The organism is Alkalihalobacillus deserti, from assembly GCF_020734105.1.
In the GTDB taxonomy this organism is placed as follows: Bacteria; Bacillota; Bacilli; order Bacillales; family Bacillaceae_D; genus Halalkalibacter; species Halalkalibacter deserti.
The window spans coordinates 344,381-359,719 of the sequence record NZ_JAJAFR010000003.1; the positions used below are offsets into that span (position 1 = coordinate 344,381).

Consider the following 15,339-nt stretch of genomic DNA (forward strand, 5'->3'; position numbering starts at 1 on the left):
ACTATAAAATACATAAAAGGACGTATGCTATGAAAGGAACAACCCATATTCTCGGTGGAATAGCTGCTGCAGTTATTTGGCAAAAATATTTTAATATTCCCATACAAGACCCGATCTATTTTTATAGCGCAGCCATTGTTGGCTCCATAATTCCTGATATCTGTCATCCGAAGTCGATAATTGGAAGAAGAGTACCGATACTTTCTAGAGCATTCAGCAAAATTTTTGGTCATCGCTCATTAAGTCATAGTTTATTATTCATGGTGCTTTTATATTTACTCTTTCAACAACTTACTTTTTACGGAGCAACTTCTATTGAAATTGGTTTATTAGTTGGTGTTGGTAGTCATATTCTACTCGACGCGATGACAGTACAGGGAGTTAAGTTTTTATATCCAATTAACATGAAAATTAGACTACCGTTGTATGTGAGGACAGGATCATTAATTGGAGAAACATTGGTTGCAATGAGTTTACTCACTCTTATGGTCTTATCTCTTTTCTTATTTTAAATTTTGGAGATTTAGTTATTGAATCTCCTGATCGGACTAATTGTACTTTGCTGATTATTGAATATAGTCAATGCTAATGAATCGTGAGAAGTATAACACTCTAATAATAAAGAGATACTTTTAAAAAATGAATAATCTATCTGGGAGTGATTTCTTGAAACGAATTGCTGTTTTAACAAGCGGAGGAGATTCTCCGGGTATGAATGCTGCTGTCCGCGCAGTCGTTAGAAAATCTATTTTTCATAATTGCAAAGTATTTGGTGTATATCGCGGATATACAGGGATGATCGAAGGCGATATTAAAGAACTTCATCTTGGATCTGTTGGAGATATCATTCACCGAGGCGGAACGATGTTACATAGTTCAAGAAGTGAAGAATTTAGAACAGCAGAAGGTCAGTTGAAGGCTGTCCAACAATTAAAAAATCATGGAATTGAAGGAGTGATTGTGGTTGGTGGTGATGGCTCTTACCGCGGAGCACAAAAGCTTTCTAAATATGGAATTGCTACTATAGGGGCACCAGGGACCATCGATAATGATATACCTGGTACAGATTTCACAATTGGTTTCGATACAGCTTTGAATACAATTATTAATTCAATCGATAAAATTAGAGATACCGCTAGTTCCCATGAACGAACTTATGTAATTGAAGTAATGGGACGTCATGCTGGTGATTTGGCCTTGTTAAGTGGTCTTGCAGGTGGTGCTGAGACAATTCTTTTACCTGAAATTGAACAGAATATGGATGACATTATCGACCGGTTAAAACGGGGTGCAAAGCGAGGGAAAAAGCACAGCATCATCGTTGTTGCTGAAGGAATTGGCAGTGGATTTGATGTTGCAAAAGAAATTGAAAAAAGAACCGATTTAGAAACACGTGTCACGGTTCTTGGTCATCTACAAAGAGGAGGTTCTCCAACTGGCTTTGACCGCGTATTAGCGAGTCGTTTAGGTGCGTATGCTGTTGATTTACTCCTAGAAGGAACATCAGGAGTCGCAGTTGGACTTGAAAAAAATGAACTAGTCCATTACCTATTTGATGATATCTTTTCCAAGCGACATCAAATTGATAAGCGAATCTTCGAATTATCAGGACAATTGTCAATTTAATTTCTATTAATGGCCATGTCACATCACGTTAAAGTCTGTTACCGACTTGTTCTCTTAGATTAATATCTTTCGAAACACATGATAAACGTAACTCTTCGAAAAAAGAGTTACGGGTTTTTTATTAGAAGTTCATGTTATTTTACAATCGTTCCTATAAACATTGCTTCAATCTTAGGTTTTTGAGAATCTGCTGTCATTTTTCGAACACACCAAGTTAATACATTTGAAATTTAAAGTAGTATTTGTATATTTCTTTATCAATATGCGAATTTTAAAAAAATCGAGGTTAATTCATATGGAAGTTAAAGAGAGAACAACGCTCACGAATCAATGAGCGTTATTCTTTTTTAATCTTTTTGATCCGTTTCTTTAGATGTTGCGGTGCCTCCATCATACTCTTGGTCAATTTGACCAGTCGTTTTTTGCTTGGAAGATAGTGAATAATCAGCAACCTCTTTTGGTCCTGTTAATCCAAACAAACCCATATTTCCTTGTCCCATTCGAACATTCTCAAAGACATTGTTCTCATTAGTGTTTGCCATTGTTTCACCTCTAACCCTAAGTTAGTCAGCTGGATTTGCGTCTACCGCTATTTCATAAGCATGCAAAATAGAATCTCTTTCTTCGGGATCAGTAATTCCAACTAGAAACTGTTCATCCTCTTCATCTTCAACACGCATTAGAATGGTGTCTTCATCAGATGATAAAAGAGCATAAGAGTGGTTTTCCATGTCAAACAGTGCTTCCACTGAATAATCCTTTGTTCGCCCATTTTCATCTTCAATCGTAATTTGATCGCGTGTTTCCATGTGTATCACTCCTTAAAAGGATCTATTTGTTACGATTCCCTGAAGGGTTCATAATTATTTTTGTAAGAGGTTACCATACTAATCATATCGAAGAGGAGGGCTTGAATGAAAGGAATGATTCTTTTCTTTTTTAGCGTTTTGCTTATAATGAATTTGTCTATTGCTCATGTAGAAGCAATGGACCGACAAAAATTAGTCGACCTTATTGACAATGACCCTGCCCTAGAAGGAGCACTTCTAAGTGTAAGTGTCCGCTCAGCAAAAACCGGAGAGGTGTTGTACGAGCATTTAGCCAATACACGCCTTAGACCTGCTTCTAATATGAAGCTTTTTACTGCAGCTGCCGCCTTATCCGTTTTAGGTGAACATCATCGGTTTACGACAGAACTATACATGGATGGGAAAATAAAATGGAAGATATTGGATGGTGATCTTTACATCAAAGGAAATGGAGATCCAACCCTTTTAGGTAAAGATATTGATGAATTGGTTCGACAATTAAAGATTCAAGGAGTAAGAATCATAAAAGGAAATCTGATTGCAGATGATAGCCGGTATGATGATGAGCGATATCCGATTGATCTTCCTTGGTCTGACGAAGAGACCTACTACGGGGCACAAGTATCAGCTCTAACGGTTGCACCTGATGATGATTATGAAGCGGGAACAGTGGTGATTGAAGTGACTCCAGGAAAGGAAATTAATGATAAAGGAGAAGTAACAGTATCTCCTGGATCTGATACTTTAATGCTTGTAAACAAGAGTACGACTATTGAAGCGAATCAAAAATTAGACCTGAAGATTTCACGTGAGCATGGAACGAATGTGATTTATATTGACGGAGTTATTCCCAAAAATGCAAGTACTCATAAAGAGTCGATCGCCATTTGGGAACCGACAGACTATGTATTACATTTATTTAAGCAAACATTGAAGGAACAAGGTATTACTCTACTTGGGTCGATAAAAAAGGGAAAGTTGCCACTAACCGCAAAGAAGCTTACAACTCATGAATCCATGCCACTTTCTGAATTACTCGTTCCATTTATGAAGCAGAGTAATAATGGTCATGCGGAAATTTTAATAAAGGAAATGGGATATGTCCGAGAAGAAGAAGGCACATGGGATAAGGGACTTAACGTATTAGAAGAAGAATTAAAGCAATGGAATATTGAAACAGAGAAAATGGTCATAAGAGATGGATCTGGTATTTCTCATGTTAGTGGAATTCCTACTCACCAAATATCTGGTCTACTATATGAAATACAAGCTGAACCTTGGTTTTCCATTTTTCTTCAGTCATTGCCACTTGTTGATGGAGGAGTTCCACTTGACCGTGGGACATTGAACGATCGATTGAAACAAACAGTAGCGTCAAGAAGAGTTAGAGCGAAAACAGGAACGCTAACAACGGTTAGTTCACTAGCTGGTTATGTTGAACCTAAAGAAGGAGAGGCACTTGTTTTTTCGATTATTTCTAACCAAATTATAGACGGTGACAAAGCAAAAGATCTTGAAGATCAATTGGTCTTAGCATTGCTCGAATAGGTTTATTTTTATGAGAGATGATATATAGTATCTACTTTAGCAAAGGGAGGGAACCATATGGACTATGAACCATTAACCTATTATGAAAAGCTAGAAAATGTCTTCATCTTAACGGAAACAAAAAACATGCTGGAAGCTAAGCTAAAAGAACTAAAGTTGAGTAATCAACCAACAGTCTTAGTTGAAGATGATTTACGAAAAATTAAAGAAGAGATTGAGGAATATACAGATGAAGTAAACCCTGCCTCAAATCAAATAGTGGTTTCTTCTTTATTTAATCCTGCTGTATTTGATGAATAGGAAAAATAAAGTAATTTTTAAGGAGTAGAAAAAATAAATGAAGAAATGGATGTTTGTGTCACTGTTGCTTGTCTTATTAGGAGTTATGCCCATTATTGGAACGGCAGATGAAGTGGAAGGACAAGCATCCTTAATTGTTAAATCATCCAGTCACTCGCTTCATCAAACCGTTTTAAAAATAAAATCAGAAAAAATCGTTCAAGCTCTGATTCAAGCAACACAGCTTGAATCAGTTAATCAAGTTCCTTTTTCTAATCATTATGTATTACTTGAGGACCGAGGGACGGTTCGCATTTACACAATTGATGTGAATGGCGACTTTTATGATCTTCAACAAAAAAGAAAGTTGCAAGTGAAATCGAGTGCAAAAAAGAAACTATTGAGTTATTTCGCCGGTCTGCAACAACACCATTTTGGTACCCTTCTTGATTGGAAAGAAATAGATCCGCTTATTCCGCGTTATACCACCTTTACGATAACCGATCTAGAAACAGGATTACGATTCAAAGCACAAAGACGTGCGGGAAATAATCATGCCGATGTACAGCCTATAACTAGAGCAGATACAGCTATCATGAAAGAGGCTTATGGAGGAAAGTGGAGTTGGAAAAGACGAGCAGTACTCGTTCACCACAATGGTTATTCATTAGCAGCATCCATGCACGGGATGCCTCACGGTGGTGGTGCTTTGGCTAACGGCTTTCCGGGACATTTTTGCATTCATTTCAAGGACAGTTTGACCCATTCAACGAGAAGTCTCGATCTCTCGCATCAGCTCATGGTGTATAAAGCATCGGGGTCCCTCTCATCTTTTGTAAAGAAACTTTCGGCACAAGGTGTTGTCGCGACCTTCTTTATTGCGTTGAATCAGCAAGATGTAGATTTATTAAAACTGATTTACAACGAGAATCTTGGAAAGGCAGAGGAGCTTATTAATAACATTGAAGCTGTACGCTTAACAAAGAAAATTAATTCACCTTCTCTTAATGGAGATCTCGTTTATGAAATTCCTTTATCGTTTAAAATAAAGGAAAAAGACAAGAGAGAAAGAGATGTAACTTATACATTTAGATTGACAAGGCAATCTGTTACAGATGCTTGGTTACTTGATGACGTAAAAACTGAACAATTACTAAATAAATGAAACAAACGCACAGATCGTTATCCGGTCTGTGCGTTTGCCATGTTTGTTTCTTTTGGTAATTTAAGAGGAGCTCCAGGAACACGTCGTTGCTCATAGTCGATCATGTCAGAGGATAAAATATAAACGATCATTTGCCCACCATAAATTTTCGCTTGTATGAGAATCGGTTGGTTGAGATTGTTGTTAAAAGTGAAATCGGGGCCATACCAACTCACAGTTGCATCACGACCACTAGGTACATAAGGAACGCGTCGGCTATGGGAATAACGCTGGACAATATCTAGCCCTGCATGGTCTACAGCATTATATAAGGTAGAAGAAACCTGACAAATACCGCCACCAATATCTTCTGACAATTCGCCTCGAACGATGACAGGAGCGGTTAAGTATCCACGTTCTCGAGTTCTTTTTCCGACAACCTTATTAAAAGAGAAGGTCTCACCAGGAAACACAACATGATTGTTGATCGCTTCAGCAGCTAGGGTAATATTGTGAGAGCGTTCTTTGTTTCGTTTGTTGAAATAAGTCATATACTGCCCAATTCGTTGAACACGAATATGCGATAAAATTTCACTATCGACTTTAGGATGGATCGGACGTAATGGAACTTCAACTTTTGTAGATTCCTTTCCAAAATAATATTGATAAAACGCTTCAGTAAAAAGGTGTTTATCAAGCACATAACCAATCTGTTCAGAAATCATTTGTCCGTTTTTACCAATTTTTGCGTTAACAGGTGGTGTATATACATGTTGCTGAATTTGATTTATAAGCAATTGGTATTTCTCCATATCAATCATCTCATTCCCTATTAATGGAGAAGAAAATTGATTTCGGTTAACAGTTGCAATTGGCTGATCCTTATATGTAACAGTCAAATCATCAGGAGTTAAAAAAGGGGATAATACCAAGAAAATCATTAAAAAATAACTCATTATTAATATACCTCCCAAAGTTAGTATAACTAGCCAACCCGTTTTTTATGTGGTAAAGAGACATGATTTTCTTTTTAATTAAAATTGCTTTACACAAAATAGAGAAAGTAATGTTGAAGTAATAAACAAGAGACTAACGATTTGGGAGGAGATAAAATCCTGAAAAGATCGGCAGTTTCCAGAATTAGGGCCGACACATCATACAGTTTATCTTCAATTGAAAAATGACCGCTCATATTATATGAGCGGTCATTACTTATTACCAACGCTTTTTAATCCAACTTTCTATTTTGCGTTTTATTACAATCTGGATTGGTTCATGCTCTTGTCCTATCGGATGAACAAGGACGGTTCTAATGCCTACATTCTTACCACACCAAACGTCCGTAAATAACTGATCTCCTAGAAAGATCGTTGTCTCATCTTTTGCACCAAGGTTGGTCATATGCTTTCTAATTTCTGAAGCGGATGGTTTCTTGCATTTACCAAAACCAATGATTCCATAAGGTTTACAAAAGCGATCGACACGAGCCTGATTATTATTAGAAGCAATTACTAACTGTACATTTTGGTCTTTCAACATCTGAATCCATGCTTCTAAATCATTTCCACCAGGTAGATCGTGAGTGGCTAATGTACTGTCTAAATCAGAAAAAATAGTTTGAACCCTGTTTGTTTTTATCCAGTCTTCTGTGATATTAGAAAAGTGTTGGAGTTCAAAATCCGGTTTGAAATACTTCATTCAATTCACTGCCTTTATGTTGTAGTCACAGTCCATTTTAAATTATACACTATTCGTACGAATCATTTCATTAACTCAATTGAAGTAGAGGCAATTAAGTTGCCTTTCCCTCTCAATCAAGCTCTTTAACAAATTTCAGCCATCTTTTGTTTGAAATAAAAAAGCCTGAACTTACATTTTCTGTAAAGGGGAGGGTATGATATACGTTATAAATGTAAAATAATTGGAAGGTAGTAGAAAATGAAAAGACATATTACTCTTATTCTGCTTGTGTTTTTACTAAATGTAACAAAGAAATCTTGGAGGCATGTCCCTAAGTATTACAAAAGTTTACTGTATGTTAGTTTTATAAATGCTTTTTATTATTATCTATGCAAAAATTATTTACTGTGGGAGTTTAGGCCTAAAAACGTAAATAGAAAGTTGCTAAGAGCCATCCATATTCTGTTTGTAACACCTACGTTAGCTCTATTAAGTTTGATTTCATTTCCTGATACATTAAACAAACAATTAATACATATCGGTAAATGGACTTTTCTATCGACATTGAGTGAATATTTAGCGTTTAAATTAAAATTGATTGATTATAGGCACGGGTGGAATTTTTTTTGGTCTGGCATTATATTTTCCATTTTATATGTATTCAGCTACCTCCATACAAAAAAACCAATTGAAACGTGGATTCTTTCTGTTCATACACTTGTTTTTTTTATTGTACAGTTTAACATTCCATTGGGTAGCAGGTTGTTCAAAGGCCCTTTTTTTATTTTCAAAAAAATCATTCGGATCTCCTAAACCTGATATAGACTAGGCAAAATTCTGGTTCACCTAGCCTAACTTCCTAATGCAACCTTTGAACAAGGGCCACATATTCATCTGCTACTCCGATATCGAAGCGCTCAGATGAGATAACCTTTCCTAAACAAGATTGTTTCTTGATTAACTCTGCAATAGCATCGGTTAATTGAATCTCATTACCGATCCCTGGGTTAATGTGCTCTAAAATAGAAAAAATACGGGGAGAAAGGACATAGCGACCAATGACAGCTAAATCAGAAGGAGGATTTTTCTTTGGCTTCTCCACAATTCCTGTAATACGATGTACGTTTGAAGATAATGCTGTTTCTTTAACAACCCCGTATTTTGTTAACGCTTCAGACGGTACCTTCTTTAAGGCTAATACATTAGAAGTAGTTGAGTTACATTGTTCAATTAATTCAGTTAATGGCGATTTCTGATCATATAGGAAAATATCATCTGGCAGTAACACCGCAAAAGTTTCGTCACCTGCAAACTCTTTGCCTTGAAGAATAGCGTCACCAAGTCCCATTGCAAAAGGTTGGCGTGTGTAAAAAATCTTCACATTAGGTATTTCAGTTTTCTCAAGTAAATGCGATTTGTTTTTCTTTTCTAGAAAAGATTCTAATTCTAACGAACGATCAAAATAATCCATGATCATATTTTTATTACGTGAAATAACAATTAAAACTTCTTCAATTCCAGCAGCAGCGGCTTCCTCAACAATATAATGAATCGCAGGTTTACCGCCGATCGGGAACATTTCTTTTGGAAGTACCTTTGTAATAGGTAGGCTTCTTGTCCCATATCCGGCCGCAGGAATGATGGCTTTTCTGACTTTGACCATATAGAAGGATCCCTCCTCATTCATATATAATAGTATAAGAATTATAGAGTCAAAAGGAACTTGTCTTGAATAAAAAAAGGCGAGTAACCGATGTGGAATTATTACAGGAACATAAATAATGGGCTTCAATCTTTAAATAATTAGGTCTGCTAAGTTAAAGGAAGCAATAACTCTTATTTATGATCTAACCAATAAAGACGCTGTAAGTAGTAAGGACGCCTTCTAAAAATTTTTCGTATTATCCTCTTGAACGCCCAAAAAACGATACATCCAGTGCGCTATTAGCTACTTTACTGACTCTTTATCGCAGATCAAGCATAGCCAGTTACTTATTATCTAATTGATTTTGTTGTGCACATTCTAATCCTTGATACAGAAACGATGGTATACTATTAGAGTGTCGAATGAATATAAATAAAGGGATATCCTTATAAGAGCTTGTTCAAAACCCCCATGTTTTAGCAAACACCACGATGAATGAAAACTAGGACTTACGCCTTAGTTTTCGTATAAAAAGGGAAGACCACCCTTTTTGAATCTTTAGTATCACTGCGCGTCTATCCGAAAAAACCACTCGGATCGACTTAAAACATTGCAGTGACTTCGCTCATTGCTTCGAGCTTGTTCAAAAAGGGAAGACCACCCTTTTTGAACAAGCTCTATAAGTATAAAAGTAAAGAAGGCGATTGTTTGATCGGAAAAAGCGTATATATCTTAATAGCTGTTATTATAGGGGGCCTTTTTTCTTGGCTAAATGTTCCAGCAGGCTGGTTACTTGGCTCGATCTTAGCAGGAATCATAAGTTCCTTTTTTATTATCAAAATCTATCTTCCAAACAAATTGTTTAAATTTTCTTTAGCAATGATTGGAGCAAACATCGGATTAATGTTAAGACCTGAACAATTTCTCAACTATCAGACCTTGCTTTTCCCTTTTCTGTTAACACTTGTGGTCACAATAGTCGGAGGGGTTTTATTAGGGAAATTCTTAAAGCGCTATTCCAATTTAAACAATAATACAGCGTTCTTTTGCTGCTTACCTGGGGGAGCTTCCGAAGTGATTGCTTTAAGTCATCAATATGGGGCGAACGAACAAATAGTAGCAGCCTTCCATACCACAAGAATTACATTGTTTGTCCTAGTGATTCCATTAGTAGTCGGGGTGAATACGCCATTCGCTCAACAAAGTGCTAACATATCTGGTTTTGATTTCACTAAAGGGCTTTGGTCCATTCTTACACTAATAATTGTCATGTTCGCAACGCTATTCTTGAGCCAACGTTTTAGTTTTCCAGGTTCTTCTTTGTTCTTTGCAATCGGGTTAGGATTTTTAGCACATTTATTACTTCCAGAAATAGAAGTACCAGGGTTCGTAACGGGTGTCGCACAAGCAATTATGGGCGCCATCATTGGAATGCGCTTTGATCGAGAGTCACTCCTTCAATTAAAGAGTATCGGAGCAATTAGTGGAGTCACATTGTTGATCTATTTTATTGTGAGTTTTGGACTCGCAACGCTCTTTTTTGTTTTAACGCCGGTTGACTGGTTTACTAGTTTGTTAGGAATTGTCCCAGCAGGAGCAGCAGAAATGGCTTCGACAGCAACAGCGCTGAATATGGAAGCAGCGATGGTGGCGACATTGCAAATGGCTAGGGTGTTAGCTTTATTTCTAGCATTACCATTCTTAATTAGGATGTTTGCGAAGAGGGATGAAACAAGCCAGAAGTAAGTATGTCATATAGATCCCTAATACTATTGAACTTTGAGGAGTTCAGTAGTATTTTTATATAAAGGTTCTATATGTCTTCATATTTAGGAAGAAGAGCTTTTAAGAAGCTAAAGTTCGACAATAACCTGCGTTTTCTACTGAAAAAATTTCGGGAAGTTTTTAAAAAATCATTGACATGTTCGTTATACAGAACTAAAATAAAAATAACAAAGAAGCAAACATCCAAATACAGCCGAACGAATCAGAGTAGTTCGGAAGTTCTAGTTCTTTAAACGGTTTAGGCCTATTTTTTTGGTTTGGTTGTGCTTTATAAAGAACAGAATAAAACAAGTGGGTGAACTTATGGATAGTAATGGGAAAGAGATTGAAATTAAAAAGATCTATAACGTGATAAAAAAACGACTGTGGCTAGTAATCTTAGTTACGACTATTACTACAGCTGCTGGAGCCGTTTACAGTTATCTAAATAAACCAGTACCGATCTATGAATCGACGGCAAGGATTATGATCAATGATAGATCTGGACTTTTTGATACGTTGATTGTCGTGATCAAAAAACCACCAATTATGGAAGCTGTCATCGAAGAGCTAGGAATAGAACAGTCAGCTCAGAGTTTAATTAATAACATATTTGTAAATAGAGTGGCAAACTCGAGTATAGTAACCATCACTGTTCAGGATCGTAGTCAAGAGCAGGCGACAATTACCGCAAACACAGTAGCTGAAGTGTACAAAAGAGAAGTAGCGGAGATTTTAAACTTTCATAACGTAAAAATATTTGCAGAAGCACAGGTAGTTGAGAACCCTTTACCGATAAATCCGCCTAGCAATCGAATGATCAAGTTAGGCTTTGCAGCAGGTTTCGTTATAGGAATTGGATTTATTTTTCTATTAGATAGCCTAGATAATCGACTCCGTTCAGCGCGACAAGTGGAGAAACTACTAGAACTTCCTGTACTTGGCACAGTGTCAAAAATGAATAAGAAAACAATAGAAATGAATAAAGGAAAAAAAACGAATCCAGCTTTAAGAGGTGAGACGATTGGCTCTTAGAAAAAGAAGCTACATGATGATAAACAAAAATCTTAATTCAGTTGTAGCAGAGGAATATGACAATATTCGAGCAAATATTGAATTCTCATCCTTTGAAAATAATTGTCGATCCATTATGATTACATCTTCTAATTATGAGGAAGGCAAGTCGATAACAACCGCGAATTTAGCTATTTCATTAGCACATAGTAGTAAAAAAGTATTGATTATTGATGCGAATATAAGAAATCCGTCCATTCATCAAATATTTAAAATAAAAAATACAGTAGGATTAACAAACTTATTAATAGGACAGAAAACACTTGAAGAAACGTTAAACCAAACTTAATTTGGGAGAATAGGCGTTGTAACTAGTGGACCCATTCCTAATAATTCCGAAAAATTATTCCGCTCCGTTCTGTTAGAGCAATTGCTTGATAAAGCTAAAGAACTATACGATTATGTGTTGATTGATGTCCCGCCAGTTCTAGAAGAAAACGATTCAAAAATTATTGCTAGTCTTAGCGATGGAGTCATATTAGTCGTTCGAAATGGTAAAACAGAAGATTTCTTAGCAGTAGAAGCAAAGAAATCATTAGAAGTGGCAAATGCGAAATTACTAGGCGTAATTCTTAACGCTAAAAGGGCAAATCCGTTCTTTAAAAAGTTCAAAATGTAATAGAAAAATAAAAAAGCTCTTTTTTTTAAGTCGGTTGTTCTTTATTAAGAACTTAAAGTTATTTGGTGATATCTCCTTGCCAATATCTATGGAGGTACTCGGTCATGCTGTGGGTTGTAAAACCTTAGATGCTAGTCATCAAAAGTGTGGTGTGAGGGTGGGTTGAATGCCCAATTTTTCATTTAAACATTTTAACCATGTGGTTTTTAGAAACCACATGGTTAAAGTTGTTTAAAAAAGGAGTGATATACATGAATTTAGATAAATACCCTAAGTCCATTAAGAAAGCTGTTAGGTATATCAAACAAGATGCATCGAAAGAACAGTTAGAAGAAATTAGAAAACTAGTTGAGTATGCAATAGAAAGAAGGACATTACGTCTTTAATACATTTTAGAAAGAAAAGGGGGAGGTCAGGTGGAGTATCACAAGAGGCTTTCATTGTTAATAATTGTTGATTCACTTTTTATTTTAACAACGATCTTCTTAAGTAACCTGCTAGTATATGATCGTTATCTCGTGCTAAGTTCAACACTTATTATCACGGTGGTCACTTTATTAATTTGCCATCATGTTTTTTCATTTTATTACAAGCTTTACAAAAAAGCATGGGAGTATGCCAGCATTGGTGAACTCATTATCATTCTAAAAATAGTAACATTCTCGATTCTCGTTGCAGCTGTAGTGCAGCAGGTTGTAACACAAGGGATCTTCATGCGATTACTAGCAGCTACTTGGATGCTTCATATGTTTTTTATCGGAGGATCTCGTTTTTGGTGGCGTGTTGTCCGAGATACATATATAACAAAAAATGAAAACAAAAAGCGGACATTAATCGTAGGAGCAGGTGCAGCTGGAACAATGGTGGCGAGACAATTGCAAAATAGCAATGAAGCAGAATTACAAGCTGTTGCCTTTATAGATGATAATGCACGCAAGCATAACCTTGATATTCTAGGAATTCCTGTAGTTGGTGGAATTGATCAGATTGAACAAACGGTTATAAAACTAAAGATTGATAACATTATCATTTCAATTCCTTCATTAAATAAAAAAGAATTAAATACAATATTCAATGAATGTGCAAAAACGAAAGCTAAAACACAAATACTTCCGATGCTAGAAGATTTAGTAACTGGAAAGGTGTCGGTCAATCAATTTAGAGATGTCCAAGTGGAAGATTTATTAGGAAGAGAACCAGTCGAATTAGATTTCCATGGAATTTCTGATTACATTACAAATAAAACTGTACTTGTTACAGGTGCAGGTGGTTCAATTGGCTCTGAAATTTGCCGACAGGTCTCTCAGTTCAATCCTCAGAAACTAATATTACTAGGGCATGGAGAAAATAGTATTTATTCGATTGTAATGGAGTTGAAAGAGCAGTATAAACACTCGATCATTGAATTTGTAACAGAGATTGCAGATATTCAAGATTTACAAAAAATGAATGTCATTATGGAAGCTCATCAACCTGACGTCGTCTATCATGCTGCAGCCCATAAGCATGTCCCATTAATGGAAAGAAATCCGGAAGAAGCCGTTAAAAACAACATGATTGGAACCACAAACGTAGCTAAAGCAGCTGACTGGAATAAAGTAAAGACATTCGTTATGATCTCGTCCGATAAAGCCGTTAACCCAACAAGTGTGATGGGGGCAACTAAGCGCTTATCTGAAATGATTATTCAAAATATGGATGTAACGAGTAAGACTAAATTCATTGCCGTACGATTTGGAAATGTATTAGGAAGTAGAGGAAGCGTGATACCACTATTTAAAAAACAAATTCAAAAAGGTGGTCCTGTTACCGTTACTCATCCAGAAATGGTTAGGTATTTCATGACGATTCCAGAAGCATCCAGATTGGTCATTCAGGCTGGCAGTGTAGCAAGAGGTGGAGAAACATTTGTTCTTGATATGGGAGAGCCTGTGAAAATTGTTGACTTAGCGAAGAATTTAATCAAACTCTCAGGAAACTCCATAGACGAGATAGGAATTGAATTTAGTGGAATGAGACCAGGAGAGAAGCTTTTTGAAGAATTACTAAATGAAAATGAAGTTCATGATAAGCAAATTTTTCCGAAGATTTATATCGGAAAAACATCTCATATTTTCATGGAAGAAATTGAAAATATCATTTTAACCTATGCTATTCAGGATAAAGAAACTTTGGCTAGTACACTAGTTCATTTAGCAAACCAAAAAGTAATACAAGAAAAAGTTCTTTCTATGCCAGGTTAATTAATCTTAAAGGAGTGGGAACATGAGAGTAAAAAAAGCAATTATTCCAGCAGCTGGACTTGGAACAAGATTTCTTCCAGCAACAAAAGCAATGCCTAAGGAAATGCTACCGATCGTTGATAAACCAACAATTCAATACATTGTCGAGGAAGCTGTAGAATCAGGAATTGAAGACATTATTATTGTGACAGGTAAAGGAAAACGAGCCATTGAAGATCACTTTGACAACTCATTTGAGCTTGAGCAAAATTTACTAAGCAAGGGCAAGATTGAACTTTTCAATGAAGTCCAAAAATCGTCGAAACTAGTAGATATTCACTATATTCGTCAAAAGGAACCAAAGGGATTAGGCCATGCGATCTGGTGTGCTCGGAAGTTTATCGGCAACGAACCATTTGCCGTGTTGTTAGGCGATGATATTGTTCGAGCAGAGAAACCATGTTTAAAGCAACTGATCGAACAATATGATCGGTATAAAGCATCCGTGCTTGGTGTCCAAACGGTAAGGGATGAAGATGTTTCGAGGTATGGGATTGTTGACGGAAAGGAAATGGGAGACCGTTTCTATAGAGTAAACAACCTTGTTGAAAAACCGAAGCTAGAAGATGCACCATCAAACCTCGCCATACTTGGTCGCTATATTCTTAGTCCGAAAATCTTTGATATCTTAGCAAATCAAGAACCAGGAGCCGGTGGAGAAATTCAATTAACGGACGCAATTGCTGCTTTAAATTTGATAGAGGCAGTGTATGCCTATGATTTTGAAGGAACGCGATATGATGTTGGTGAAAAAATGGGCTTCATTCAAACAACGATTGAGTTTGCTCTTAAACGTGATGATTTAAAATACGACTTACTAGAGTACCTCTCCAAAGTAATGGAAAAAGAATACATTAAATAGGCTAGGA

At 36.3% G+C, this 15,339-nt stretch carries 18 protein-coding genes; 13 read left to right on the top strand and 5 right to left on the bottom strand.

Features of this window, described 5'->3' with window-relative positions:
* Window positions 1-29 precede the first annotated feature (29 nt).
* Complete coding sequence (locus LDX58_RS08140; RefSeq protein WP_227936325.1) at window positions 30-512, top strand: metal-dependent hydrolase; 483 nt, start codon at window positions 30-32, stop codon at window positions 510-512.
* A gap of 154 nt (window positions 513-666) precedes the next feature.
* The gene (pfkA, locus tag LDX58_RS08145; RefSeq protein ID WP_227936326.1) at window positions 667-1,626 is read left to right on the top strand and encodes a 6-phosphofructokinase; all 960 of its coding nucleotides are present in this window, start codon (window positions 667-669) and stop codon (window positions 1,624-1,626) included.
* Window positions 1,627-1,973: 347 nt separating this feature from the next.
* On the opposite strand, the gene LDX58_RS08150 is transcribed toward pfkA, so the two are convergent.
* Together LDX58_RS08150 and LDX58_RS08155 are read right to left on the bottom strand one after the other, a co-directional pair.
* Window positions 1,974-2,168, bottom strand: coding sequence for a hypothetical protein (locus LDX58_RS08150; protein ID WP_227936327.1), 195 nt, complete (start codon window positions 2,166-2,168; stop codon window positions 1,974-1,976).
* Window positions 2,169-2,189: 21 nt separating this feature from the next.
* Window positions 2,190-2,435 carry a DUF1292 domain-containing protein gene (locus LDX58_RS08155; RefSeq protein ID WP_227936328.1) on the bottom strand — a complete coding sequence of 82 codons (246 nt, stop codon included), beginning with the start codon at window positions 2,433-2,435 and terminating at the stop codon, window positions 2,190-2,192.
* A 105-nt stretch (window positions 2,436-2,540) separates the two neighbouring features.
* Between LDX58_RS08155 and dacB the strand changes: the two genes are divergently transcribed.
* From dacB to LDX58_RS08170, 3 genes are read left to right on the top strand one after another with little or no spacing between them, the layout of a single operon-like run.
* Window positions 2,541-3,983 carry a D-alanyl-D-alanine carboxypeptidase/D-alanyl-D-alanine endopeptidase gene (gene dacB / locus LDX58_RS08160; RefSeq protein ID WP_227936329.1) on the top strand — a complete coding sequence of 481 codons (1,443 nt, stop codon included), beginning with the start codon at window positions 2,541-2,543 and terminating at the stop codon, window positions 3,981-3,983.
* Window positions 3,984-4,040: 57 nt separating this feature from the next.
* A complete protein-coding gene (locus LDX58_RS08165; protein WP_227936330.1) occupies window positions 4,041-4,283 on the top strand; it encodes a hypothetical protein in 243 nt (80 codons plus the stop codon).
* A 37-nt stretch (window positions 4,284-4,320) separates the two neighbouring features.
* Complete coding sequence (locus LDX58_RS08170) at window positions 4,321-5,427, top strand: hypothetical protein (RefSeq protein ID WP_227936331.1); 1,107 nt, start codon at window positions 4,321-4,323, stop codon at window positions 5,425-5,427.
* A gap of 17 nt (window positions 5,428-5,444) precedes the next feature.
* On the opposite strand, the gene LDX58_RS08175 is transcribed toward LDX58_RS08170, so the two are convergent.
* Together LDX58_RS08175 and LDX58_RS08180 are read right to left on the bottom strand one after the other, a co-directional pair.
* Window positions 5,445-6,362, bottom strand: a complete 918-nt coding sequence (locus LDX58_RS08175) for a VanW family protein (protein WP_227936332.1) — start codon at window positions 6,360-6,362, stop codon at window positions 5,445-5,447.
* A 259-nt stretch (window positions 6,363-6,621) separates the two neighbouring features.
* Window positions 6,622-7,104 carry a YqeG family HAD IIIA-type phosphatase gene (locus tag LDX58_RS08180; protein WP_227936333.1) on the bottom strand — a complete coding sequence of 161 codons (483 nt, stop codon included), beginning with the start codon at window positions 7,102-7,104 and terminating at the stop codon, window positions 6,622-6,624.
* A gap of 240 nt (window positions 7,105-7,344) precedes the next feature.
* On the opposite strand from LDX58_RS08180, the gene LDX58_RS26655 reads away from it, so the two are divergent.
* The gene (locus tag LDX58_RS26655; RefSeq protein WP_372459125.1) at window positions 7,345-7,899 is read left to right on the top strand and encodes a CBO0543 family protein; all 555 of its coding nucleotides are present in this window, start codon (window positions 7,345-7,347) and stop codon (window positions 7,897-7,899) included.
* Window positions 7,900-7,945: 46 nt separating this feature from the next.
* On the opposite strand, the gene LDX58_RS08185 is transcribed toward LDX58_RS26655, so the two are convergent.
* The gene (locus LDX58_RS08185) at window positions 7,946-8,749 is read right to left on the bottom strand and encodes a UTP--glucose-1-phosphate uridylyltransferase (RefSeq protein ID WP_227936334.1); all 804 of its coding nucleotides are present in this window, start codon (window positions 8,747-8,749) and stop codon (window positions 7,946-7,948) included.
* A 690-nt stretch (window positions 8,750-9,439) separates the two neighbouring features.
* Between LDX58_RS08185 and LDX58_RS08190 the strand changes: the two genes are divergently transcribed.
* The 7 genes from LDX58_RS08190 to galU all read left to right on the top strand — a co-directional run bounded on the left by LDX58_RS08190 (window position 9,440) and on the right by galU (window position 15,332).
* Entirely contained in the window at window positions 9,440-10,477 is a 1,038-nt protein-coding gene (locus LDX58_RS08190) for an AbrB family transcriptional regulator (RefSeq protein ID WP_227936335.1), read from the top strand.
* Window positions 10,478-10,819: 342 nt separating this feature from the next.
* Window positions 10,820-11,530, top strand: a complete 711-nt coding sequence (locus LDX58_RS08195; protein WP_227936336.1) for a YveK family protein — start codon at window positions 10,820-10,822, stop codon at window positions 11,528-11,530.
* 16 nt (window positions 11,531-11,546) lie between these two features.
* Window positions 11,547-11,858 carry a CpsD/CapB family tyrosine-protein kinase gene (locus LDX58_RS08200; RefSeq protein ID WP_227936337.1) on the top strand — a complete coding sequence of 104 codons (312 nt, stop codon included), beginning with the start codon at window positions 11,547-11,549 and terminating at the stop codon, window positions 11,856-11,858.
* 69 nt (window positions 11,859-11,927) lie between these two features.
* A complete protein-coding gene (locus tag LDX58_RS08205; protein ID WP_227936476.1) occupies window positions 11,928-12,188 on the top strand; it encodes a P-loop NTPase family protein in 261 nt (86 codons plus the stop codon).
* Window positions 12,189-12,439: 251 nt separating this feature from the next.
* On the top strand, window positions 12,440-12,574 hold the full coding sequence (locus LDX58_RS25880) for a hypothetical protein (protein WP_265416601.1): 135 nt from the start codon (window positions 12,440-12,442) through the stop codon (window positions 12,572-12,574).
* A 30-nt stretch (window positions 12,575-12,604) separates the two neighbouring features.
* Window positions 12,605-14,431 carry a polysaccharide biosynthesis protein gene (locus LDX58_RS08210; RefSeq protein WP_227936338.1) on the top strand — a complete coding sequence of 609 codons (1,827 nt, stop codon included), beginning with the start codon at window positions 12,605-12,607 and terminating at the stop codon, window positions 14,429-14,431.
* 22 nt (window positions 14,432-14,453) lie between these two features.
* Window positions 14,454-15,332, top strand: coding sequence for a UTP--glucose-1-phosphate uridylyltransferase GalU (gene galU / locus LDX58_RS08215; protein WP_227936339.1), 879 nt, complete (start codon window positions 14,454-14,456; stop codon window positions 15,330-15,332).
* The last annotated feature ends 7 nt before the right edge of the window (window positions 15,333-15,339 follow it).

Excerpts from the sequence above, each read along its gene's own strand:
- LDX58_RS08185 (WP_227936334.1), bottom strand. The coding sequence starts at position 8,749 with ATGGTCAAAGTCAGAAAAGCCATCATTCCTGCGGCCGGATATGGGACA.
- LDX58_RS08155 (WP_227936328.1), bottom strand. The coding sequence starts at position 2,435 with ATGGAAACACGCGATCAAATTACGATTGAAGATGAAAATGGGCGAACA.
- LDX58_RS26655 (WP_372459125.1), top strand. The coding sequence starts at position 7,345 with ATGAAAAGACATATTACTCTTATTCTGCTTGTGTTTTTACTAAATGTA.
- LDX58_RS08175 (WP_227936332.1), bottom strand. The coding sequence starts at position 6,362 with ATGAGTTATTTTTTAATGATTTTCTTGGTATTATCCCCTTTTTTAACT.
- dacB (WP_227936329.1), top strand. The coding sequence starts at position 2,541 with ATGAAAGGAATGATTCTTTTCTTTTTTAGCGTTTTGCTTATAATGAAT.
- LDX58_RS08140 (WP_227936325.1), top strand. The coding sequence starts at position 30 with ATGAAAGGAACAACCCATATTCTCGGTGGAATAGCTGCTGCAGTTATT.
- LDX58_RS08200 (WP_227936337.1), top strand. The coding sequence starts at position 11,547 with ATGATAAACAAAAATCTTAATTCAGTTGTAGCAGAGGAATATGACAAT.
- LDX58_RS08170 (WP_227936331.1), top strand. The coding sequence starts at position 4,321 with ATGAAGAAATGGATGTTTGTGTCACTGTTGCTTGTCTTATTAGGAGTT.
- galU (WP_227936339.1), top strand. The coding sequence starts at position 14,454 with ATGAGAGTAAAAAAAGCAATTATTCCAGCAGCTGGACTTGGAACAAGA.
- LDX58_RS08165 (WP_227936330.1), top strand. The coding sequence starts at position 4,041 with ATGGACTATGAACCATTAACCTATTATGAAAAGCTAGAAAATGTCTTC.
- LDX58_RS25880 (WP_265416601.1), top strand. The coding sequence starts at position 12,440 with ATGAATTTAGATAAATACCCTAAGTCCATTAAGAAAGCTGTTAGGTAT.
- LDX58_RS08180 (WP_227936333.1), bottom strand. The coding sequence starts at position 7,104 with ATGAAGTATTTCAAACCGGATTTTGAACTCCAACACTTTTCTAATATC.
- LDX58_RS08150 (WP_227936327.1), bottom strand. The coding sequence starts at position 2,168 with ATGGCAAACACTAATGAGAACAATGTCTTTGAGAATGTTCGAATGGGA.
- LDX58_RS08195 (WP_227936336.1), top strand. The coding sequence starts at position 10,820 with ATGGATAGTAATGGGAAAGAGATTGAAATTAAAAAGATCTATAACGTG.